Source organism: Pirellulimonas nuda (assembly GCF_007750855.1).
GTDB classification, from domain to species: domain Bacteria; phylum Planctomycetota; class Planctomycetia; order Pirellulales; family Lacipirellulaceae; genus Pirellulimonas; species Pirellulimonas nuda.
Window position 1 is genome coordinate 6,203,050 of the sequence record NZ_CP036291.1, and the last position, 23,470, is coordinate 6,226,519.

Sequence of the window (23,470 nt, forward strand, 5' to 3'; positions counted from 1 at the left end):
AGGGCCGCTAGCATGGACGCCGATGAGATCCGCCGTTTGAAGCCGGAATTGACGAGTTACTTGCACGAATTCGACGCCTGTTTCTCGCGTCGAGATACTCGTGCGCACTTGCCAACCTACGTCGAAGGCCAACTCTCCGAACTGCCCGCGAAGAGTTGCGAGCCGATGGCGCTGGCCGCCGGAGTGGCGCCGCGGACGCTGCAAGAGTTCCTGGCCCAGCACCGCTGGGACGAAGACGCCGTGCGCCGGCGACTCCAAGAGATCGTCCTCCGAGATCATGCGGGGCCGCACTCGATCGGCCTGATCGACGAAACGAGCGACGTCAAGAAGGGGGACAAGACGCCCGGCGTGCAGCGGCAGTACTGCGGCTGCGTCGGCAAGCAGGAGAACGGCATCGTCACGGTCCACTTGGGCTACGCGACCGGCGACTTCCACGCGCTGGTCGACGGCGAGCTGTTCTTGCCGGAGAGTTGGTCGGAGGACCGCCAGCGGTGTCGGGCCGCCGGCATTCCCGAGGACATGGTCTACCGCTCCAAGTGGAAGATCGCCCTGGAGCTTTGCGATCGGGCCGCGGCCCACGGCGTGATGTTCGACTGGCTGACGTTCGACGAAGGCTACGGCGGAAAGCCGCTGTTTTTGCAGGGCTTGGACGGTCGAAAGCAACGCTTCGTCGCCGAGGTCCCGACGACGTTCTCGTGTTGGACCGACCGGCCGCGCGTGACGGAGCGACCCTTTCGCCGCGGCGGTCGCGGCCGGCCCCGCAAGGTCCCGCGGTTGGTCGCCGCAGCGAGCGCCCCGCAGAGCGTGCAAGACCTCGCCGAGAACTGGCCCGAGCTGCGCGATCAAGCGTGGACCCGGTACTACGTGAAGGACGGCGAGAAGGGGCCGCTCGTGTGGGAGGCGAAGCACGCCCGCATCGTCATGAAGAACGACGACGGGTTGCCGGGGATCGAACTCCACCTGCTCGTCGCCCGCAACGCATTGAACCACGATGAGGTGAAGTATTTCATCAGCAACGCCCCGTCCGACACGACCGTCGAGACGTTGTTGCTGGTTGCGTTCTCGCGGTGGCGCGTCGAACGGTGCTTCCGCGACCAGAAGCAGGAGATCGGACTCGATCAGTGGGAGGGCCGCTGTTACCTCGGTCTCAAACGCCACTTGATCCTGTCGTGCGTCAGCTACTTGTTCCTGGCCCGCTGTCGTGAACGGCTGCGGGGGAAAAAATCCGGAGGTCACGGTCTGCCAAGTCCACGCCGCCGTCGGCGCGCTGCTGCCGAGTTGGCAGCGTAACGGCCGGGCCTCGCCGACGCTCATCGAGCACACCGCCAACGTCATCCAGCACTGGCAACAACGCAACGCCGCCGCGCGGGCCTCCCACCGGAAGCGAACCCTGAAAAAACTGCGGAGAAACGGCATCATTCTCAAAGGCCTGATACGCTGCAGATGGACGTGACCTAGCGCTGTAGTGCTAGGGAGCCGGCGTCTTCGAGACTCCTTGGTTGTACACCCGTACCCGGTCGCGGAATGCGGCCGGAATATCGTTGCGCACGCCCTCGTTGAGGTCGCGCATGTCGTCTTCGACGCGGACGGTGTCTCCCGTGAGCTTGGGCGGCTTGATCCCTAAGGCCTTGAGGGCCTCGTCGAGGCGCTGCTGGGCGGTTTCGGCGCCCGGCTTGGCTGCTTCCTCGCGGCGCGACTGCCAACGCTCGACGAATCGACGGAGGTCTTCTTGGCTCCAGCCGAGCTCGTCCAGCATCTGCTGATCGACCTTGTTCTTGCGGAGTTGGTCCGCGAGTTTCTCGAGCACGAGGTCCGTCTGCTTACGGGCGTACTCTAGGTTGGCCTCGTCGCCAACCGATTCAACACCCGGGGGGGGCGCGCCGTCCGTGCCGCCACGATCGGCGTTGCCGCCGGGCTGCGCCCCTGCGGCGTTCTGATTGGGGTCGCCGGGCTTGGGCTGCTGTTGTTGCTGAGCGGGCTTCTGCTGGCCGGGTTGCTGCTGGTCCCCCTGCCCCGAATCCCCCTGTTGCTGGGACGGATCACCGCTTCGGTCGTCGGCCGGCTCTCCTCCGGAAGGCTGCTGGTCAGACGGCGGCCCGTCGCCGGAGGTCGGGCTTTCGGCGGGTTCCGATCCCTCTGCGTCGCCGGGCGCTGGCTTTGACTGCGCCCCGTCGGCGCCTTCCCCCGGTTCGCCCTGCGACGGCGGCTCGCTGCCGCCCGGCTTGTCGCCGCCGGCTTGTGATTGGCCTCCGTCTTGGTTCGTCTTGGCTTGGCTTCCGGTGGGGTCCTTGGAGGCCTGATCTCCCCCGGGGTTCTGGCTGGCGTCGCCCGGGCCACGGTCGGCGGCGCGACCCCCTCCCTCATCGGCGGCCTGGTTCTGCCCGGCGGATCCGGTCCCTTCGCGGTTCGCTTGTTGACCTCCACCTTCCTCGCCGCCGCCGGCACGGTCGCCCCCTTGGCCCCCTTGCGAATCGGATTCCTTCTGGCCGTTGCCGGGCGCGGGGGGCTCGGCGGAGTCGGTCTTCTCACGATCGGCGCCCTCGCCGCTCGGCTTATCGCGTGGCCGCATCCGCGAATCGGCGCCGGGAGCGCCCTGCGGCTCCCCCTCGTCCCCTGCGCCTGGTTCTCCCTTGGGATTGAGCTGTTCACCGCCGGCCGACTCGCTCGGCGCTTGATCGGAACCTTGCGGCGGCCTCGGTTCGCCGCCGTTGGGCGCTTCGGGGGGCGTGGCGGCGCCCGAGCCCTCGGCGGCTGCGTCGCTGTTTGGCTCATCGCCCTTCTGTGACACCTCGGGCGACTCGTTGGCGTCAACTTGACGCTCGTCTCCTTGTGCCTGCTGTCCCTGGGCGGCGCGCTGAGTGCGTTCCCCTGCGCCCGCTCCTGGGGGTTGATCGCCGGTAGGATCGCCCTGCGACGGCTCACCAGAGCGTTGGGGATCGCTCGGCTGGCCGGCGCCCTGCGCCTCCTTCTCCTGTTGTTCGCTCAAGCGGTTCTGGATCTTCTGGAACGCCGTAGCGTCGTCGTCCCCTTCGGCAGAGACGGGGCGTTGCTCGCCCCCCGGGTCGCCCCCAGCGCCCCCGCCGGCTTGCTGCTCGCCCTGCTGCTCTCCGGCTTTGGAGTTCTCGCCAGAGCCCGGTTGGCCTCCCTGGCCCCCGGACGGGCCGTCGTTTTCTTCGCCGGCTTTCTGCATCCCGGCCGCGTCGCTCCCTTGCTGGTTCTCGTCGCCTTCTTGTTGTTGGTCCTGCTGACCTTCTTGCTCCTTCTGAGCACCCGATTCTTGATCGCCCTGCTGCTGATCCTGCTGCGACGGGTCTTGCTGACGCTCGCCGCCCGCTTCGCGTTGCCCGCCTTCGGCGCCCGGCTCGGGCGGCGCAGCGTTCTCATGGCGATCCTCAGCGCCCGTGTCGGACCCGTCGGGTTGCGGCCGCTCTGAACCTCCGCCTCCCCCCTGCCCCGCCGCGTCGTTCGGTTGGCGATCGCCCTGCTCTTCCCCATCGGCGCCCTCTGCGCCAGGCTCGCCGCCACCCTGCTGCTGCGGATCGTTCTTGGCGATCTGCTCGCCATCGCCTGGGTTACGCGGGCCGGGGTCGACGATCTTGATCCGCACGCGGCGCGAGACGGCGGTGTTGGGCGTGGGCTCGCGGTTGTCGGCTGCCACGGCCCAACACTCCAGCACGTCGCCTGCACGCAGCCCGTGGTCGGTCGGGGCGAACCGGTGCTTTGCTTTCACCGGGCCCGAACGTGGCGCCTCCAACAGCGAGAGGTCAAAAAATTCACCGCTGCCGCCCGCATCGCCAACGCGCGTCGCCATCAGACGCAGCGAACCGAGGGCGAAGTCTGGATCGAGCGCGTTCACTTCGAGCTCCACCGCCTGGTTGAGGGGCGTCTCGATCTCGGCCTCTTTGGGCGTCAGCAGATCGACCTCGGGAGTCAGGTCGGGGGTCACGTCGATGCGGCGTCGCGCCGGCCGTGGATTCTTGCGGCCGTCCCGGTCGATCAGCCGCAGCGCGTACGCGCTGTGTTCGGGGGTGCGGCGGTCGTCGCGCAGCCGGAGAACGAACGACCCCTGGGCGCTCTCGCCATCCGCTTGAAGCGTCAGGTCGGACACGCCGTCCGCCTCGAAGTCGATCGATGCTCGGTCGATCGGCACGTTCGCGTCGGCGACGATGGTGACGCGTGTCCCCTCGATCGCGACAAGGTCGCCGGCGCCCGGTTCAGTCCGGTCGATGAAGCCGGTGTAGTCGGGATAGTCGTAGCGGACCTCGCGTACGGCGATCGCCGGCGAGCGGATCACGCGCACCCGCTGAGTGAGCGTCTCGGCGTCGCCCGCTTCGATGCGGTAGGTTAGGTCGTTTTGCAGGCCCAGCAGCGCTTCGGGTTCGCCCTGCAAAGGGAGACGCAACGCGTACCGCAGCCCCGCCTCGCTGGGGCTCATCGGCGTGCGGCGATCGACGACCTGGCCGTCGCCGGTGGAGTAGACCAGGTAGGCCGTCTCGTCTTGGCCGAGGCCCGTAACGTCCGCCGCGACGGTGATAGTCTCGCCCTGCGTCACTTCGACCGACCCGGGCTCGAGGCGCTCGATCCGCACCCGGCTCGGCGCGGCGATTTGCGCCCAGGGCGCCATCACGCGGGCAACGGTGGTGAGCGCGCTCTTGGGAGAGAGCACGGTATACAGCCCGGCCAACACCACCGCGCCCAGCAGCAAGTACCCCAAGCGGACGATATGACCGCGGTCAACCGCGGTCTCGACGTGCGCCTGCCCAAGCCCGGCGGCGGTGTGACGCTCGAGCGTTTCGTAGACCGCCGGCGCGTAGCGGTCGCGCGCCCCCCGGAAGAACAGCAGGTTCACCAGGCTGTTCTTCAGTGACGGGGCGTGCTTCTCGATCACGTCTGCCGCGTAGATGGGGTTGATCGATCGGCTAGCGATCGGCCAGATCGCCCGCCACACGAACCAACCCATCGCCGCCAGCGCGCCAAGGAACAGCCCGAACCGCACCGGCCCGCTGAACCCGCCGCGGCCCACCAGCCAATGTTCGAGTAGTGCGGCGATCAGAAAGAAGGCCACCGCCGCTAGCGCAAGTTGCATGAGCGCCGTGGCGAGGTCGACCAGCCGCACGGCGCGGCGGGTGCGCTCGATCTGCTGATCGATGTACTGATCGACCGAAGGAGGAGGTGACGCAGGAGCGGTAGGCATGGTTCAAGTATAGCGCACGAGCCGTGGATCGTCCCCCGACCCCCGCGACTTTGTCGGCGGAACCCCGCTCCTAAACCGCGCGGCGGATCGCCCCTTGGTGGATTGGACGCATTTTTGGTCCAATCCGTTCCCATGATTTCGCCGCAAACCTTCCACGATATTGCTAGCGGCCGCCGGCGGGGGCCGGGGGCGACCGCCGCGCGTGGCCTGCTGTGGTGCGCCCAGGCGCCCTACGCGGCGGCAATCGCCCTGCGGAACCGCCGGTTCGACCGCGGCGCCGACGCGGTGCGCCGGGTCACGGCGCCCGTGATCAGCGTCGGGAACCTCACGCTGGGGGGCTCTGGCAAGACCCCCATGGTCAAATGGGTCGCCCGCTACCTGCGCGGCCTGGGGGTGCGGGTCGCCCTGGTGAGCCGCGGCTACGGCGCCGAGGCGGGGGCTCGCAACGATGAGGCCCTGGAGCTCGAGACCGAGCTCCCCGACGTGCCGCACGTACAGAACCCAGACCGCGTTGCGGCCGCCGAGCTGGCCATCGAGGAGTTCGAGTCACAGGCGATCCTGATGGACGACGGTTTCCAGCATCGCCGACTGGCCCGCGACCTGGACATCGTGCTGATCGACGCCACCGCGCCGTGGGGCTACGGCTGGCTGCTGCCACGCGGCGCCTTGCGTGAGCCGATCGCCTCGCTCCGGCGCGCGCAGGTGGTTTGCCTCACCCGGCGCGATCTGATCGACGAGCCTGCGCGCGACGCGATCCGCCGGCGTGCCATGCAGCTTGCTCCGGACGCGGCTTGGTGCGAGGCAGAGCACCGGCCGTCGAGGCTTCTTTCCGCGTCGGGTAGGCAAGAGCAGACCGCGGCGCTGCGGGGAAAACGCGTCGCCATGGTGAGCGGGATCGGCAACCCAGCCGCGTTCCGCGCCACGCTCGCGGGGCTAGGCTGCGAGGTCGTGTGGGAACGCGCGTGGCCAGACCATCACCGCTACGACTCGGACGACATCGCCGCGATGGAGCGCGGCGCGCGCGAATCGGGCGCCCAATGGATCGTCTGCACGCACAAAGACCTTGTAAAGATCGGCGAAGACACCGTGGGCGACGCGCACGTTTGGGCCGTGGTGGTTGAGATGGCGATCGTCGTCGGCGAGGGGGCATTGCGCGACCGGCTCGACCCGATCGTCGCCAACATCCCAGACCTCGATCCGGAAGCTACTCTTTCACCTTCTGACGGCTAAGCCGCACCAGCTTGCGCAGTTCCTCGGCGCTGGTAACAGCCGCCCACTCGCGGCGGGCGAGCTCCGCCAGGCCCCCCTCGGGAGGCTGCATGCCGCGGCGGTAGTACTGCTTGAAGATCCGGCCGATCCACTGCGTCACCAACGCCTGCACGACCCCCTGCAACAAACCGCCGGCGATCGTGCCGATGCCGGGCACCGTCTTCAGCATCATGCCGATCGAACCGGCGAGCGCCGGCGCCGCCGCCGTGGCGCCCAGCATCACGATCAGGTTCTTGCCGAGCTGCGCTAGCATCTCGACAACCGTGTCCGTGTCGATCTTTTGCTTGTACACCCCGGCAAGGTCGAGCACCATCTTCACGGTGATTGCGCTCCCCCCGGCGATGTCGAGCAGCGGCACCGGGTTTACGGCGGTTGCGCCGCCGGCGGCCCACATGTAGCGGTTGATGACGCGGTCTGCTTCGTCGTCTAGCGCCGCCAGCACGCGCTGCTTCGCGTCGTCGATCAACCCGCGCGACTGCATCAGCAGATTGGCTAGCAACAGGTCGCCCCCCTCGCGACGGATGATCTCCACCAGCCGCTCTGCCAGCGGCGAGATGTCGGCCGGCACCGGCGTCTCGACGGTCTCTTCCGCGCCGCCGGCCAGCACACGCACCTGGGGCCGAGCCGTCTCGCGTGAGCGGACCCACACCACGTCCCGCGGCGCCACTCGGCCTACGGTCTGCTCGCGGAGTTGGTCCAGCAGCTCGTTGCGTTCACGCTCGGCGTACCAGTCCGCCTTGTTCAGGCAGAGCACCACGCGCTTCTCCATCTCGCGCAGCCGGTCGAGCAGCTCGTGCTCGTACGCCTTGAGCGGCCCGTCGACGACAAACAGCACCAAGTCCGCGTTCTCTGCCGCGTCGGCCGCCTCCGCGGCGCGGCCCTCGCCGGCCACTTCCGCCAGGCCCGGCGTGTCCACCAGCACCGCCGAGTCGGCGCCGGGCCAGGGGATCGTGCTCCGGGTGACCGTCGTGCCGCCGACCACATCGGTGCGGAACGCGTCCTGCCCCGCGATCGCGTTCAGCAGCGAGCTCTTCCCACTCGAGATGGTGCCGAACGCCACAACCTCGACCCGCCGCGTATCGCGTTTGGCTTCGAGCTGGGCGATCGCCTTCTCGATCTCGGCCCGCAACAGCGGCGTCGCGTCGGCGCCGTAGCCGCGGCCCGCGGCGAGGTTGTCCGTCAGCTCCTTCGCGCGGTCCGCTGCGGAAAGTTCGCTCGGGTTCTTGCCGCGACGTTGCCGCTCGTACCGTCCCGCCAGCGTGTTGCGTCCCACCCGCCAAAGCCCCCAGAGGGCGAGCCCAGCCAGCATGGCGCCGCCGGTCCCCGCGATCGCCAGGTAGCCGTACTCCGCCAGCGGACCCAGCTCGCGGGCCTTGCGGTACTGCTCGACCGCCGTGCCCGGCATGGTGGCCATCAGGTAGCCGAGCACGGCGACCGCGACCAACGCGAGCAGGCCTTTGGGGGGGCGGAGGTTCGGGAGCACGGACGTTGGGTGGTTGGGGAGGTCGGACGCTGCTGATACTCTACGCTAAGCGCGTCGACGGGGCGTAGCCCGTCGGCTGTTGGGGATGGGAGCTGCTTGGGAGGGTCTTGGTTGATTGCTGCATTTGTAGAACGAGTGGGCCCGCCGGAGTCGATGGTGGTGGGGAAGCTGCCCGACCCGACGCCGGGGCCCGGGCAGGTGCTGGTGCGTGTCCGCGCCGCGTCCATCAACCCGATCGACACCTACCTGCGCAGCGGCGCCGTGGCGGCGGAGCTTCCATTCCCCTACATCCCGGGCGCCGATTTCGCCGGCGAGGTAGCGGCGCTGGGCAGCGGGGTTACGAGGTTCCGCGTGGGCGCTCGCGTCTGGGGGAGCAACCAGGGGCTGCTCGGACGGCAGGGGACCTTGGCCGATTTGGTCGCCGTCGACCAGTCGCTGGTCTACCCAACGCCCGAAGGGGTCGCCGACACGGCGGCAGCAGCGGTGGCGCTGGTCGGCATCACGGCCCACCTGGGGCTGGTGCGTGAGGCCGTCCTGCGGCCGGGAGAAACGCTGTTCGTCAACGGCGGTACCGGCGGCGTCGGCGCCTGTGTGGTGCAGATGACCCACGCGCTGGGCGCCAAGGTGATCACCACCGCGGGCACGGACGCCAAGGTTGCGCTGTGCCAGAAGCTGGGCGCCGAGGCGGCCATCAACTACCGCAGCGAAGACGTGCCGCGGCGGGTCCGCGATGCGGCGCCCGATGGGGTCGACGTGTGGTGGGAGACGCTCCGCACGCCCGACTTCGACCGGGCGATCGGTCTGCTCGCGCCGCGTGGGAGGATGGTGGTCATGGCGGGGCGGGACGCCAGGCCCGAGCTGCCCGTCGGCCCGTTCTACGTCAAAGAGTGCAGGCTGATGGGCTTCGTGATGTTCAAGGCCCCCGCCGAAGCGCAACGCGTCGCTGCCGAAGCGATCAACCAGTGGCTTGTCGAGGGCCGGCTCCGTCCGCAGATCGGGGCGACCTTCACGCTGCAGGAGGCCGCCGCCGCGCATCGATTGCAGGAAGACAACACGTTGCATGGCGCTGGCAGCCTTGTTGGAAAGATTGTCGTTACGATTGCTTGAGCGCGTCCACAACGCCTCGCTATTCCGGGCTAGGCCAGCCCCCACCGCTTGCGCAGCCACCACTCGACGCCGAGCAGGGTCACCATCGCCAGCAGCACGGGCCAGTTGTCCCACAGGGTGATCCGGGCGACGACCTCTTCTTCTAGCTCCGGCTCGCGCTGCGCTAGTTCGGCGAGGAGCGCGGGAAGCTCTTCGGCCGCCAGCAACCGCCCACCCGCGGGTGCGGTCATCTGGGCGAGCTGCGCCAACAGTGCGGGGTCGGCGGCGGGGCGGTCGAGCTCCAGATCGCTGGCCGGTGTCAAGAACCGCGCCTCGGTCTCTCCGACGACATCGTCGCCACGCTTGGCGACCGCTCGCACGCGGTAGTCCCCGGCAAGGCCCGTGTCTCGCACCACGCCGGCGAAGCGATCGCCGCGTGGGCCCACGGGGGCCGACTGCGACTGTCCGTCGGGGCCCTCAACGGTCACCTCGATCTCGAGCGGCGGCGCGCCTGGCTCGGCCTCGGCGGCGCCCGTCTCAAACTCGAGCCTGCCGCCGCGGGGGACGCGACGCGACGCTAGTTCGATCCACACCGGCCGCTGCTCGCGGTCGTCTTTCTTGGCAAGCCACAGCACCACCTGGCGCCAGAACCTGCGGTGGGCGTCCTCGAACCCCCCCAGCACCCACCGCCAAGTCGAGTCTCCGGCCAGGGCCAGCACGCGACCCGCCCCCGGCTGTCCGTCGACCAGGATGGGCGACGCCGCCGCGTCGTCGGTCTCTAATAGCACCTGGGCGTTGGGTTTGAGCCGGCTCCGTTCGAGGCGGTTGGCGCCCAGCAGCGGCGGGAGCTCGCCCCACGCCCCGGCGGACGAGTCTGCGGGCTTCTCAGCGAGCTTGGTCACCGGGCTGGCGAGCCCGAAGGGGCGGGTGGGCCGCAGCTTGAGCGGCCCCGCGACATGCAGGTCCTTCTGCAGCGGCTCGCCAAAGTTCTGCCGCTCCAGCGGGCCGATGCCTATCGGCAGCAGGTCCGCCATCGGCGTCGAGGCGTGCCCCCCCGCGCCGAAGCTGTGGTACCCCCCCACCATGATCAGCCCCGCGCCCTCGCGGACACGATCGGCAAGCGCTCGCCATGCAGAAAGCTCCAGCGCTTCCTTGTCGAGGTTGTCCAGCACGAACACCTCAAACGCCCCCGGCCGCAGTTCCTCTTCTAGCCGCTGCGGCGGACGCGAGTAGTTGAACATCCGCCGCTGGACCGCGATGTCGGGCGACCCGTCGAGCGCCGCGCGCACGAACCGCTGCTCCACCCCCGGGAACCCGCCCCGCCGGGTGGCGCCCGCCAGGTACAGCACCCGGACGCCCCCTTCACGCACCGTGACGAACGTCCCCGCCTCGTTGTTGCCGGTCACCTGCTCGCCTTCGAGCGGCTCGACACGCACCACGATCTTCTGCTCTCCGGGGCGGGTAGGGGTGTAGCGGAGCCGGATGGGGTATCCGCCGCGGCGGTCGTCGGTCTCGATCCGCTGGGCGTCGACCGGTTTCAGCTCTCCCGCGTCGTCTTCCCACAGAAGCTGCACGCTCACCGCGCGGTTAGAATAGCCGTCGATGCGGAGCCGCGCCGTCACTTCTGCCGGCGCCTGGGCGAACAGCGTGTCGCTCACCGACAGGTCCTCGATCGCCAGGTCCGACCCGCCGCCGCTGGCGGGGCTGCCGACCGCCACGCCGTACAGCGGCGCCCCGTCGGCCGCGAGCCGTCGCGCGGCGAGCTGGGGCGCTAGGTCGCGAGGGGCCGTGGCCCGCTGGGCGCCGTCGGAAACCAGCACCACCCCCAGCAGCCGGTTGTCGCTCACCCGGTCGGTCAGCTCGCTGAGGGCCGCGCCGATGCCGGTCTGATCCCCGTCTGGGGTCTCCGGAAGCACTAGCGTCCCGTTCTCGAAGGCCACCGGGGTCAGCCCCGTGTCGAACCGCCACGCCGCTACGTCCCAGTTCTCAGACAGCTTCTCAAGCGCCTCGCGCGATTCTCCCAGCATGTCGACCACCGACCGCCACCGGCTGGCGTCTCCCAGCGAGTCCTCTACCTGCATGCTGCGAGACGAGTCGAGCAGCAGCACCAGCGTCGCCCGCAGCTTCTCCACGCGGGTGTACTGCAACGAGGGGCGGACCATCGTCAGCAGCACCAGCGCCAAGAACGCCAAACGCAAAGCGACCAGCGCCCCCCGCTGCCTGCGCGTAAGCCGGCCCCGGCTGGGGGGCACGAGCCACACCAGCAGCACCAGCACGACGCCCACCAGCAAGGTGAACGGGGCGCCGCCAACGGGATCAAACGACCAATGCATTTCGGAGACCGCGTGCCGCTACGTGGGGAACCGCCCAGACGCCACGAACGCCAAGACGCGCCAAAAAAACCAATGACAGGATAACAAGATTCTCTAAACCCTTTCTCGGTGTGATCGGAGGTGACCCAGGTCGATCTCCCCAAAACCAATTCGTCCGTCCTTGGCGCGTCTTGGCGTTCGTGGCGTCGTGGCGTCGTGGCGTCTTGGCGTCTTGGCGGTTAGTCTTCTTCACCCGGCGCCGCGCTGTAGAAGCGGTTGGCGATCACGTACTCGATCGCCGACGCCAACGCCAGCAGCGTGACGACCCACGGGAACAAGTCGCGCCCGCTGCGGCCCACCTCGACCTGCCGCTCCAGCTCGTCGCGCGTACGCACCACCTGAGTCCGCCGTGCGCCCAGCGCCTCCCTGAGTCCGTCGGCCGGGACCCGCTGCAGGGCGCCGGTCGACCCCGGCACGTTGACGCTGAAGCCCGCGTCGAGCTGCTGCGAATCGCCGCCGGCGCGCAGCCGGTAGTTGCCTACCCGGTCGGCCAGCGACACCACGATCTCGGCCTGGTCGGGGGGCAGCGTCTGCCGCTGGGCGGCGCCGTCGGGGGTCCGCAGCACGTAGGGGAAAACCTCGGGCCGCGGCCGGACCGCCACCACCGGGGCCACCCCCGCGGTGTAGTTCAGCGGGCGGTCGGCGGCGCCGGTGAGGTAGTCGATCAGGCTGCCGCTGAGCGCCAGGAACGGCCACGGCTCGCGGCCGGTCGGCAGCAGGTTCCAGGGTTCGGAACTGGTCAGGTCCGAGACGGGGGTCGTCATCGTGATCACCCGCCCCGCGCCGATCGCTTGGTCGAGGATGGCCGCGTCGCCGTTTTCGAACGGGGCCGCCACTACGGCGGTTTCGTCGGGGGTGTCGAGCGCCCAGAACGCCCTCACCGGAAACTCGCGCCAGGGGATCGACTCGGCGTAGTCCGCAATCTGGCTGAGTGCCGGGTGCTGGTAGCTGGTGGGGCGCAAATAGGTGGCGTCAAGCGACTTCCACCGCAGCGGCGCCGGCAGCAGCCTCTGCGGCGCGGGCGCGTTCATCGCGCCGCGGCGCGCCTCTCGCCCCAGGAAGACGCCCACGCCCCCGCCCAGCTCGGCGTAGTCGGCCAGCGCGTCCCACTGCTTGTCTTCGAGCGGGGGGGGATCGAGCAGCAGCACCGCCGCGTAGTCTTCCAGCGTGATCGACGCCAGCCGTGCGAACGTGGTCACCCGGCACTCGTACCTGCTGGCGACGCCCGGCGCGGCGCCCGACGGCGCGATCGCTTCGCGCACAAACAGCGCCTGCTCTGCGGTCGGCGCCGCCACCAGCACCTGCCGCGGCGGCTCAACGCGGAGGGTGAAGTACCGCACGTCGTCGTCCGCGAGCGGGTCGTCGGAGGCCAGCCGGACGTAGCCCTGATGCAGACCCTCCTCCAGCCCCGCCAACGAGAAGCGCACCTCTGCCTCGGCGTCGGTCAGGTCGATCACCGATTCGCCCCGCTTCTCTGGCTCCCCTTCCCCTTCGAGCCACAACTCGGCGGTGCGGCGGCCCGGCTCCGCGGCGGCGGTGCGGTACGCGGTGGTCGAGACCGCCACCGCGTCGCCAACGGCCGACGTGTCGCCACCGGTTGAGAGGGGCGCTAGCCCCGCGTTGATCGGCCGCTCGGCGCCCGTGTCGATCACGTACACCCGCACGCCGGGGCGCCCGGCGAGCCCCTCGGCGAGCGCCGTCTGCGACGGCCCGTCCCAGGCCGCCGCGGAGAGGTCGGTGAACACGTACAGCTCGCGACGCGTCTGCTGGTCGTCGCCCAACGAGTCGAGCGCGTCGCGCAGCACCGCGCTCCAGTCGCGCGCTGCGGCAGACGCCTGCAGGCGGTCGACCCGCAGCTTGGCGGAGGTCGGCTCCGACGCGGCGCCCAGCAGCCCGCGGGCCGTGTCGGCCACGCTCACCTGGGTGTCGGCGGGCATCTGATCGAGCAGCCAGTGGGCGACGTCTTGCGCGGCCTCCAGGCGGGTCTGGTTCTCCCAGCGGTAGTTCATCCGCGACGACGAATCAAACACCAGCGCCGCGGCGCTCCCCCCGCCGGCGCCCCGCAGCCCCGTGCCGCGCAGCATCGGCCGGGCCAGCGCGAGCGCCAGCAGCACGATCGCCAGGCACCGCAGCAGCAGCAACAAGAGCTGACGCAGCCGCAGCCGCGTCTGGTTGCTGCTGCGCCGCCGCTTGACGAACCGTAGCGCCGGAAACACCAGCTCCTGCGGCTTGCGCTGCATCACCAGGTGCAACGCGATGGGCACCGCAATAAACAACGCGCCGGCCAGCAGTGCGGGGGTGAGGAAGGCCATGGTGAGTAGTGAGTGGTTGGTAGTGAGTAGCGAGTGGTACGGTGCGTTGGAAGCAGCAACTTCCAATCCATTCACGATTCACTACTCACCATTCACCCCCTTTGCCTCCTGGTCGCTAGGTACTCCGTGAGCGCCCGGTCGAAGGGCATGCTGGTGTCGAGCGGGACGTAGTCGATGCCGCTCTGGAAGCACTCGCGGCGGTAGGTCTCGCGGAACGCGGCGATCTCTTCTTGGTAGTCGCTGCGGAAACCGTCTGCGTCGATCTGCAGCTTCTCGCCCGTCTCGGGCTCCTGGAACTCGACCAGCCCGCGGAACGGGAAGCCCACCTCAGCGGCGTCGAGCACGTGGAACAAGATCACGTCGTGCCCGCCGTGCCGCAGCCTTCGTAGCGCGGCGATCACCGGCTCGGTGTCGGTCAGCAGATCGCTAAACACCATCACTAGGCTGGCGTGACGCAGCATCGCGGCCAACTGCGTCAGGCTGTGGGCGATGTCTGTCTCTCCCTCGGGCTTCAGCTTGGCCAGCAGCGAAAGGATGTTGCCGATCTGCTGCCGCTTGCTGCGGGGCTTGAGCGAGCGGGTGATCTCCTTGCCGAAAGTCACCAGACCCACCGGGTCGTTCTGGTGCACCATCAGGTAGGTCAGCGCCGCGGCCAGGCAGATGGCGTAGTCGAACTTGGTGAGCTCCTCGCGGTACGTGTAGGCCATGCTGGCCGAAAGGTCCATCGCCAGGTAGCCGGTGATGTTGGTCTCGGCCTCGAACTTCTTGACGTAGTAGCGGTCGGTCTTGGCGTAGGCGAGCCAGTCGATGTCCTTGGGGTCGTCCCCCGGGGTGTACTTGCGGTGCTCGCTAAACTCAACGCTGAACCCGTGGAACGGGCTGGCGTGCATCCCCTGCAAGAAGCCTTTGACGATGAACTGCGCGCGCAGGTCGAGCCGCTTGATCTGCTGGATGACTTCCGGCTTGAGGTACTGCTCGGTGTTCAAATGGGTGTTAGGTCTTAGGTGTTAGTCGTTAGCAAAGAAGGAACAACCTGAACTAGCGGATGGGGTCTGCCCCGTCGCCGGACCAGGAGCCCGCCGATAAAAACCCAACCGGAGTTTTGTCCGTTTTGGGCGTCTTCTCCCCCGCTCATTTTCGGACAAAACCCCCACCCGAGCCCGAAACCCGCTGAAACCACGCTAAACCCATCCTTCCCGTCCTTCCCAGTCACCCGAAATGCGGCCAACCGCGGCCCCGACGCCCCACCTCAGCGGACACCTCGGGACATCAGTGGACACCTCGGGGACAAAAATGGCGCACCCCCCAGAATGCCGGCCGTCGGGGCCTAATTCGTGGCCGCAATGCCTATTGTGGCGACTCTCACGCCCCCCGCTACCGAGATTTTGCGCCACCGGATCACCGCCCCCTCGGACGACACCACCATTGTACGGCGTAGCCGGGGGGCAAGGTCGGGGGCCCACCGAAGATAGCCGCCACAGACGCCCCGCGAGCCGCTAAACTCTTACGCTCCGCCACACGTCCCCCGAGCGCTGCCGCCGATGCCGACCCCCGGCCACACCAACCCCTACGCGGCGCCGCTTGTGGACGAAGAAGCGCCGCCGGTCCGGTCTGACAGCTCGGATCGGCTCCCCGGCTACTGCCGGGGCTGGGCCATCGCCAACCTGGTGTTTGCGGCCCTGCGCGGCGTGATGGCGGCGTTTGGGCTGTTTGTGCTGGACACGTTGCCGGTTGACCACCCGCTCTACGGGGTCGTGGTGTTCGGCTGCGCCGCCAACATCGGCATGACGGTGCTGGGGCTCGCGGGCAACACGCTGATGCTGCTCAAGAACCCAACATCGATCTTCCTCTGCTGGGCCTACGTGGCGGCCGCGGTCGCCAGCATCGGGGTCGGGGTCTGGGAGGGGGTCTTCACCATCGGGCGCTTGCAGGTGCAGGCCGAACAAATCGGCGGCGTGATCGGCCTGGTGATCACCCTGGCGGTGCGCACCGCGTTGCTTACCGCCTACTGCAGAGCAGTAAGGCTCGCCTCGCGGTGGTTCCAACAGCGCGACGAAGCCCAACGCGCGAACACGCAGTACACGTAGGCCAACGCGTCACTCGTAGTCCCACTTCATGATCCACGGGTCGTCGGTCTCCTGCTGGAACGCCTTGAGCTTTTGCTTCAGGCGGTCGAGCTCCGGTTTGTACGACGGGTCCTCGGCCAGGTTCTTGGCCTCGTACGGGTCGGCCTGAGTGTCAAACAGCTCGAACTGCGGGCGGTGGATGTACTGGCCCACGCTGCGCGGCCCGTAGGGCGCGTCCATCCCTTGCCGGAACTGGGCCTGCCACGTGGGCGCTGCCCACAGGTCGCTGGCGAAAGGGTAGGGGAGGGGGTACGCGATGTTCCAGATCAGCTTGAGCCGGTCTTCGTGCACGACCCGCATCGGGTAGTACATGGTGATCTCGTGGAACGTGTGCGAGGCGAACACCTCGTCCCAGCCGGGCGGGTCGAGGCCCGCCTCGGTCTTGGCTTCGATGATCGGCAGGAACGAGCGGCCGTGGAACCGGCCCGGCTTGAGGTGCGGGCTGCGTTGGCCGGCCGGGCGAGCGCGTAGCTCGCCGGCTAGGGGGCGGGCGACCTTGGGGGTGGCGGCGCCTTCTTCGGTCAGGGCGCCGGCGAAGTCGAGCAGCGTTGGCGTCAGGTCGACCCAGCTCACCATCGCATCGGACCGCACGCCCCGGAGCGTGGCGTACGGGTCGCGGACGATCAGCGGGCTGCGCATCCCCGGTTCGTACAGCGTGGTCTTGGCGCCGGGCATCGCGATGCCGTGGTCGCTGATGTAGACGATCAGCGTCTTGTCGAGCAGGTCCGCGTCCTTGAGGATCTGCACCAGGCGGCCAACGCCCTGGTCGAGCCGCGAGACCGACTGGTAGTACTCCGCCAGCTCCGCCCGGCACTCGGGGGTGTCGGGCAGGAACGGCGGGACGACCACGTCCTCGGGGGCGAACTCGACCGTCTTCACGCCGGCGTACTTCCCCTCGTTGCCGAAGCGGTTGGGCTTGTAGGGCGAGCCGTTATTCACGCCGCCACTGCGGTGCGGGTCGTGCGTGCACCAGTAGAGCAGGAAGGGCTTGTCGGCGTCGGCTGAGAGGAACTCTCGGCACGCCTCGGCCTGCGCCACGGTCTTGCGCCCGGTGTCCTTGAGCACCGAGTCGAACCGGAACACGGACTCCGGCTCGACGTGAAACTTTCCGCACCGCGCGGTGCGGTAGCCGGCCGAGGCCAGGTACTGAGGCAGGCTGATGAGGTTCGTCCAGGCGCTGAACTTGTGGAAGTCGTGCTGGTGCCCGTACTGGCCGTTGAGGTGGTTGTGCAGGCCGGTGAGGATCACGCTGCGGCTGGCGCTGCAGCTAGCGGTGGTGCAGTAGGCGCGGTCGAAGACCATCCCTTCGTCCGCCAAGGCGTCGAGCGCCGGCGTCTGAATGACGGGGTTGCCGTAGCAGCCGGCGTCGGCGCCGTGGTCGTCGGCGACAATAAACAGGATGTTCCGCTCGGCTGCTCGGGCAGAAGACGCCGTCAACTCGCAGGGGCCCCCCAGCGCCCCGGCGACCACCGCAAACGCCGCCAACAACCGACCCATAGCACTGCACCCCAAGGGATAGAGAGGACGAGAAAAGCAGTCCTCCATCGTACCGACAACGGGCGGCCCACGCATTCCTGGAACTGTGCAGCGCAAAAAAAAATGGCGAGGCGGGCCCGCGGCCGCCTCGCCAAAAACTAGTGGGTTTCTCGATCGCTGCGGATGCTCCGGCGGCTTGCGCCGACGGCTCGCCCGGGTTAGCGGCGGCTGCGGACCAGCAGCAAACCGCCGAGCATAGCGGCGGCAAGCGTCACCGAAGCGGGCTCGGGGACGCCGGCTGCGCCTGTGTCGCCAAGACGGACACCTTCCAGGGTCGCCAGCGGGACGATCTCGTCCCAGATGCGGAAGTTGTCTAGCAGCCCGTCGAACGGGTCGGCGTCGACGGCGCCGAACAGCACCCGGGCGCCGAGGCTGAGCGCCGCGGTTTCATTGGATGCGGGGTCGCTGCCCGACCCGTTGGTGTTCGTGCCCGAACCGACCAGCGCGAGCGGCGTGTTGATCCCGCCGGCATAGAAGAAGACGTTGGGCCCGGGCTGCAAGATCGTGCCGTCGTAGGTGACGGCGAAGTTCACCCACTCCTGCGTGGCGCCGAACCCGGTCGAGGCGTTGGAGCCGTTGTCGACCGCCAGCACCAGGCTGCCGGGGTTGTTGGGGTCGCCGTGGACGCTCACCCCCGCGACTCCCGAGCGGTTGGAGTAGAGCACCGCGTTGCCGCCGATGGCGGCGGACGTATCGGTCTTGAACCAGCCGGCGATGGTGAACTTCAGCAGCCCGTCGATGCCGTCGAAGTCGGCGGCGTGCGTGCCGCGGCCCCCAGAGCTGTTGGTCGTTCCCCCCATGGCGGCCGCGGCCGCGTTGTCTAGCGCGCGGTCGCCAAGCATGCCCGAGACCCCCGAGCCGTCGGCGCCGATCACCGCGGGGCTAACAATGCCCAGCGCCGGGGCCGTGCCCGCGAGGCTGCCGTTGGGAGTTCCCGTGGCGTCGTCGAACGAGTACCCCAGGATGTGGTTGGCGGAGGCGGCCGTACAGCAGGCGGTAGCGGCTGTGAGAAAGAAAAGGCGGGTCGTCCAGAGACAAATCATTGGTTCACTCGGGTGCGTAGGTTTGGCGGATGAAGACCAGAGGATTCCGACGAACCACCGAGGGTCGTCGGAGAGCTTCCGCGGCATAACGGCTGGCGGATGCAAAGAACCGCAGATACGGTCGACATTTGCTTGAGTCGCGGAAAAATCGGGCAGGCCGTCCGATCGCCGCGGCGGCGCCCACAAAAAAGCGGCGGGGCGAGCAACGAGCCCGCCCCGCCCAGGGGTGCTCCAGTTCGGCCGTCGTCAGACCCGGCGTCGCCCCAACAACAGACCACCGACCAACAACACACCAAGAGTGATCGATGTGGGCTCGGGCACTGGGGCGCCGGGGAAAGCCACCGCGATGTCGGTAACACTGCCGCTCGGCACGCCGGTAATCGAGCCAAGCGACGTCGCGGCGCCGGTGGCCAGGTTGACGGAGTAGAGCGTGTTGGCGGAGATCGTCCCGCCAAACAACTGGCTGCCGACCAGGTAGGCCAGGCCAGTCGACCCAGAGATGTCGAAGCTCACCTGCCCGGTGTTGCTAACGGTAAGCCCCAGCGGGCCGACGGTCTGAAGCGTGCCGTCGTTGGCGGGGGTCTGCGTGACCAGGATGTCGAGCCCCGCCTCGATGTCGTAGAGCGTGGTCCCGGTCGCGGGGTCTCGGTCGCTATTGGTGTAGGCGCCGCCGACCACAAACGGCCGCGTGCCAAAGTTCACGTCGCCGGCCGCAAACGCCAGCGTGCCATCGACCAGGGTGGCCCCCGTGCTTGGGTTCACCCGCAAGTTGTTGTTGCTGGGAGAGTCGCCCAGCACGCGGATGCGATCGACCGTGGGGTTGAAGTCGATCGTTCGGGTAGAGGTGGTGCCGGTTGGGGTCGGGCTGAGCTGCACGCCCACCTGAGTCGCCGCGCCGCTAACGGGGTTGATGGAGTACAGCAGGCTGTTGTTGTCCAGCCCGTACAGCTCGCCGGTGGCGGGGCGGACGTCGATGGACTGTAGCGACACCGTCCCGAGTCCAGCGGTCAGCCCGCTAATGGGCGCCGCATTGGTGACCGCGAGCCCCGCGCTGTCAAAAGTCACCAGTTGCTGATTGATGCCTGCCCCAGCGAGGCCGTAGATAGTTTCGGCAGACGATTGGCCGGCCAGCGAGGCCGCTAGCAGCGCCCCGACAAGGTGAAGGGTCCGAGTCATACGTAATCTTCCGTCGGCGGAGTACATGAGCCGCGGGGGCGACACGCGTCGCTGGCGAGCAACACGGCTCACGTGGGTTCCGTGCGGCATACGCCGGCGGATGAGAGAAAAACAGAATCGCCGGTGAAAAACTCGCGACCGCGCGTCATGCGCGGACAACGACCACCCCGGCCCGGGCCGGGACGTCCGGCGACCAGAGGCCGTCTCGCACGGCGTGATTCCGGCTCGGCCCTGAGGGCCAGACCTGGCGGAACTCGCCGTCGGCGACCCCCGCCACCCGGATCGAGAGCTCTTGCGGCTCGAATGCGGTATTGAAGAGCACCATCAAATCGTCGTCGCCCAGGGCCCGGCGGAAGGCGTACACGTCTCCCTCGGCGTGCAGCGTCTGGAAGCTGCCGGTGCGCAGCGCCGGGTGGGCGTGCCGCAACGCGGTCGCCTGCTGGTAGTGACGCAGCAGCTCGCGGTCCCACGCGTCTGGCTTGTGCCAGGGGAACGCCTCGCGGCAGCCGGGGTCGGGGCCCCCGGCCAGGCCGACCTCGTCGCCGTAGTAGATGCAGGGGGCGCCCGGCATGGTCATCTGGAACAGCACACAGAGGCGCTGCGCGCTGTGCTCCTGGGTGAGCCACGCCAGGCGGGCCATGTCGTGGCTGTCTAGCATGTTCATCTGGGCGAAGTTGATCTCCCAGTCGTACAGCCCGTGCATGTAGTCGACCTTGCGCGAGAACTGGCGCGCGTCGAGCTCCGCCAGCGGCAGGTGGGGGTGCACAAAGTCGCTGCGGAAGGTCTTGGCGGCAAAGAAGCTGATGGCCGGGCCGGTGAAGACGTAGTTCATCACGCCGTCAAACTGGTCGCCCTGCAGCCAGCGCTGCGACTCGTGCCAGATCTCGCCGCAGATGTAGGCCTCTGGGTTGGCGCCCTTGACGACCCGGCGGAATTCTTGCCAGAAGCTGTCGTCGTCGATCTCGCCGGGCACGTCCAGCCGCCAGCCGTCGGCCCCGAAGTCGATCCAGTGTTTGGCGACCTCGTAGATGTACTCGCGCACCGCGGGGCAGTCGGTGTTCAGCTTGGGCAGCGCCGCCATGCTCCACCAGGCGCTGTAGTTGGGCTTCTGCCGGGGGCCGGGGTAGGGGTGCAGCGGCCAACCGTGGATGTGGAACCAGTCGAGGTAGGGAGAGTCGCCGCCGTTCTCCAGGATGTGGTGGAACGGCCAAAAACCGCGTCCCGTGTGGTTGAACACCCCGTCCAGCACCACCTTAATGTCGCGATCATGGGCGCGGTCGATCAGCTCTCGCAGCGCGTCGTTGCCCCCCAGCAGCGGGTCGACCTGGAAGTAGTCGTAGGTGTGGTAGCGGTGGTTCGAGGCCGAGGCGAAGATCGGGCAGAGGTACAGGGCGTTGACCCCCAGCCCGGCGAGGTGGTCGAGCCGGTCGACCACGCCGTACAGGTCGCCCCCCTGGAACCCGGTCTGGGTGGGCGTAGCGCCCCACTCTTGCAGCCGGAGCCCCCGCGGAAGCTCGTTCCGCTCGCTGCGGGCGAAGCGGTCGGGGAAGACCTGGTAGAAGACCGCGTGCTTGACCCAGTCGGGGGTGCGGATCGTTTGTTGGTGCTTGCGTGTGGTAGCCATGGGCGGTTGTTCGGTGGGCGGGACGGGCGCGAGGAACAGAATACCCCAAGAGCCGACGCTCTACGCCCCGTCGGGGGTTTCGCTGGATGTAGCGAATCTCGAGCCACGCCGAGGGGGCGTCGCTGGGGTGTGCGGCGGTCGCAGGAACGCAAGTTGTGGCCATCCCGCGAGTCTGCTAACATCTGGGATTCCCGTGCTAGCCCTGCATACGTCCGGCGTGTTGTCGGCCGGGGCCGCCCTCGACCTCTAACCCCCCTCTGGCGCCCCCCATTCTCTGGCCGGCCGCCCGCTCCCCCCATGGTAAACCGTAACCTCATTCGTGAATTCGACGTCACCGAAGCAGACTGGGAAGCCGCGGTCGGCACCGCCCTGCTGGATGAAACCGCGTGGCTGGAAGCCGAAGACGTCAACCTGAACACCATCGTCGAGGGCAAGATTGTCCGCATGGACGACGAGTTCGTCGTCATCGACGTCGGCTACAAGAGCGAGGGGCTGGTGCCCCGCGAAGAGTGGCAAGCGGATGAGGAGAACGAAGAAGAACCAGAGCCGCAGATCGGCGACACGGTCCGCGTGCTGGTGGAAGAGATCGAAGACGTGGTCGGCCGCCACGACGACCGCGGCATGCTGGTCCTCTCCAAGCGCAAGGCGGAGACGATCGAGAAGTGGATGGCGGTCATGGACAACGTCCATGAAGGTGACGTGGTCACCGGCACCGTGCTCCGCAAGATCAAGGGGGGCCTGCTGGTCGACATCGGCGTGAACGTGTTCCTGCCCGCCAGCCAGGTCGACATCCGCCGCCCGCACGACATCGGCGAGTACGTCGACAAAGAGATCCAGTGCATCGTGCTCAAGATCGACGAGCAGCGCCGCAACATCGTCGTGAGCCGCCGCAGCCTGATCGAGAACGAACGGGCCGCGAAGAAGTCGGAGCTGCTCAAGGTGCTGGAGGTGGGTCAGCTGCGCAAGGGCGTGGTGAAGAACATCGCCGACTTCGGCGCGTTTGTGGACCTGGGCGGCATCGACGGCCTGCTGCACATCACGGACATGAGCTGGGGCCGCATCGGACACCCGAGCGAGATGGTCAAGATCGACCAGGAGCTCGAGGTCGCCGTGCTGCACATCGACTACGAGAAAGAGAAGATCGCCCTGGGGCTGAAGCAGAAGGAAGCCAGCCCGTGGGACAACGTGTCGACCAAGTACCCGGTCGGCTCGCGGATCAAGGGGACCGTGGTCAACGTGATGAGCTACGGCGCCTTCGTGAAGCTGGAAGACGGCATCGAAGGGCTGGTGCACATCAGCGAGATGAGCTGGACCAAGCGCATCAGCCACCCCAGCGAGATGGTGAACATCGACGACGAGGTCGAGGTGGTCGTGCTGGGCATCAACGAGGAGAAGCAAGAGATCTCCCTCGGCATGAAGCAGACCCAGAAGAACCCCTGGGACAAGGTGGCCGAGGCCTACCCGCCCGGCGCCATGGTCACCGGCAAGGTCCGCAACCTCACCAACTACGGCGCGTTCATCGAGATCGAAGAGGGGATCGACGGCCTGCTGCACGTCAGCGACATGTCGTGGACCCGCAAGGTCAGCCACCCGAGCGAAGTGGTGGAGAAGGGGCAAGAGGTGCACTGCAAGGTGCTCTCCGTCGACCAGGACCGCCGCCGCATCGCCCTGGGCGTGAAGCAGATGGACGACGACCCGTGGGCGACCGACATCCCCAACCGCTACCAGCCGGGCCAGCTGATCTCCGGCGAGGTGACCAAGATCACCAACTTCGGCGTGTTCGTCGGACTGGAAGACGGCCTCGAGGGGCTGCTGCACATCTCGGAGCTGGCCGACCACAAGGTCGAGAACCCCGAAGAGGTGTGCAAGGTGGGCGACGTGCTGGAGGTGAAGGTGCTACGCGTCGACATCGACGAGCGCAAGATCGGCCTCAGCCGCAAACGCGTTGAGTGGGCCGAGGGCGAGGGCGACGAGCCCACCACCGAGGCGACGAGCAACATGTCGTCGGCCGACCTCAAGGGCGGCATCGGCGCCGACTCCGGCCCGTTGTTCAAGTCCGCCAGCGCCGCGGAACCCACGGCCGAGGCGGACGCCCCCGCTGCGGATGCCCCGGCCGACGAGCCGGCCGATCAGCCGGCCGACGCGTCGTAACCGTCAGCGCCCCTCCGACCTGAACTTCAATGAGCCGTTCAACCGGCGCCGTGGCCTACCAGCCGCGGCGCCGGTTTTTTTGTTAGGTCCGTCACAGC

Annotated in this window: 14 protein-coding genes; 5 read left to right on the forward strand and 9 right to left on the reverse strand. The window is 68.2% G+C overall.

Translation table 11 applies throughout. The annotated features are described in order from the left end of the window. Positions 1–12 precede the first annotated feature (12 nt). Positions 13–1,290 (forward strand): IS701 family transposase, encoded by a 1,278-nt coding sequence (locus Pla175_RS24095; RefSeq protein WP_315851500.1) that lies wholly within the window; start codon positions 13–15, stop codon positions 1,288–1,290. Positions 1,291–1,468: 178 nt separating this feature from the next. Here Pla175_RS24095 and Pla175_RS24100 read toward each other — a convergent pair whose 3' ends face one another. Further along, positions 1,469–5,194 carry a hypothetical protein gene (locus tag Pla175_RS24100; RefSeq protein WP_145291601.1) on the reverse strand — a complete coding sequence of 1,242 codons (3,726 nt, stop codon included), beginning with the start codon at positions 5,192–5,194 and terminating at the stop codon, positions 1,469–1,471. Positions 5,195–5,326: 132 nt separating this feature from the next. On the opposite strand from Pla175_RS24100, the gene lpxK reads away from it, so the two are divergent. Further along, on the forward strand, positions 5,327–6,424 hold the full coding sequence (gene lpxK, locus Pla175_RS24105) for a tetraacyldisaccharide 4'-kinase (RefSeq protein WP_145291604.1): 1,098 nt from the start codon (positions 5,327–5,329) through the stop codon (positions 6,422–6,424). On the opposite strand, the gene Pla175_RS24110 is transcribed toward lpxK, so the two are convergent. Next, positions 6,399–7,946 (reverse strand): YcjF family protein, encoded by a 1,548-nt coding sequence (locus Pla175_RS24110; RefSeq protein ID WP_145291606.1) that lies wholly within the window; start codon positions 7,944–7,946, stop codon positions 6,399–6,401. The two genes, lpxK and Pla175_RS24110, sit on opposite strands and share 26 nt — an antisense overlap. Before the next feature lie 111 nt (positions 7,947–8,057). Here Pla175_RS24110 and Pla175_RS24115 point away from each other — a divergent pair, with 111 nt between their 5' ends. Further along, positions 8,058–9,053 carry an NADPH:quinone reductase gene (locus Pla175_RS24115; RefSeq protein ID WP_145291608.1) on the forward strand — a complete coding sequence of 332 codons (996 nt, stop codon included), beginning with the start codon at positions 8,058–8,060 and terminating at the stop codon, positions 9,051–9,053. A 29-nt stretch (positions 9,054–9,082) separates the two neighbouring features. Here the strand turns inward: Pla175_RS24115 and Pla175_RS24120 are convergent, their stop codons facing one another. From Pla175_RS24120 to Pla175_RS24130, 3 genes are all read right to left on the reverse strand, one after another. Beyond that, positions 9,083–11,365 carry a hypothetical protein gene (locus Pla175_RS24120; protein WP_145291610.1) on the reverse strand — a complete coding sequence of 761 codons (2,283 nt, stop codon included), beginning with the start codon at positions 11,363–11,365 and terminating at the stop codon, positions 9,083–9,085. A 218-nt stretch (positions 11,366–11,583) separates the two neighbouring features. Then, positions 11,584–13,716: a BatA domain-containing protein gene (locus Pla175_RS24125; protein ID WP_145291612.1), complete on the reverse strand. Its 2,133-nt coding sequence runs from the start codon at positions 13,714–13,716 to the stop codon at positions 11,584–11,586. A 92-nt stretch (positions 13,717–13,808) separates the two neighbouring features. Then, a complete protein-coding gene (locus Pla175_RS24130) occupies positions 13,809–14,702 on the reverse strand; it encodes a DUF58 domain-containing protein (RefSeq protein ID WP_231954046.1) in 894 nt (297 codons plus the stop codon). Between the two features lie 555 nt (positions 14,703–15,257). Between Pla175_RS24130 and Pla175_RS24135 the strand changes: the two genes are divergently transcribed. Further along, positions 15,258–15,803 carry a hypothetical protein gene (locus Pla175_RS24135; protein ID WP_145291614.1) on the forward strand — a complete coding sequence of 182 codons (546 nt, stop codon included), beginning with the start codon at positions 15,258–15,260 and terminating at the stop codon, positions 15,801–15,803. A gap of 9 nt (positions 15,804–15,812) precedes the next feature. Here Pla175_RS24135 and Pla175_RS24140 read toward each other — a convergent pair whose 3' ends face one another. The 4 genes from Pla175_RS24140 to Pla175_RS24155 form a co-directional block, all read right to left on the reverse strand. Then, on the reverse strand, positions 15,813–17,339 hold the full coding sequence (locus Pla175_RS24140; RefSeq protein ID WP_145291616.1) for a sulfatase family protein: 1,527 nt from the start codon (positions 17,337–17,339) through the stop codon (positions 15,813–15,815). A 197-nt stretch (positions 17,340–17,536) separates the two neighbouring features. Then, positions 17,537–18,421 (reverse strand): LamG-like jellyroll fold domain-containing protein, encoded by an 885-nt coding sequence (locus Pla175_RS24145; protein ID WP_197527119.1) that lies wholly within the window; start codon positions 18,419–18,421, stop codon positions 17,537–17,539. A gap of 246 nt (positions 18,422–18,667) precedes the next feature. Next, on the reverse strand, positions 18,668–19,597 hold the full coding sequence (locus tag Pla175_RS24150) for a DUF4394 domain-containing protein (protein ID WP_197527120.1): 930 nt from the start codon (positions 19,595–19,597) through the stop codon (positions 18,668–18,670). A 145-nt stretch (positions 19,598–19,742) separates the two neighbouring features. Continuing rightward, positions 19,743–21,221 carry a glycoside hydrolase family 13 protein gene (locus Pla175_RS24155; protein WP_197527121.1) on the reverse strand — a complete coding sequence of 493 codons (1,479 nt, stop codon included), beginning with the start codon at positions 21,219–21,221 and terminating at the stop codon, positions 19,743–19,745. Positions 21,222–21,518: 297 nt separating this feature from the next. Here Pla175_RS24155 and Pla175_RS24160 point away from each other — a divergent pair, with 297 nt between their 5' ends. Next, a complete protein-coding gene (locus Pla175_RS24160; RefSeq protein ID WP_145291622.1) occupies positions 21,519–23,372 on the forward strand; it encodes a 30S ribosomal protein S1 in 1,854 nt (617 codons plus the stop codon). Positions 23,373–23,470: the final 98 nt, after the last annotated feature.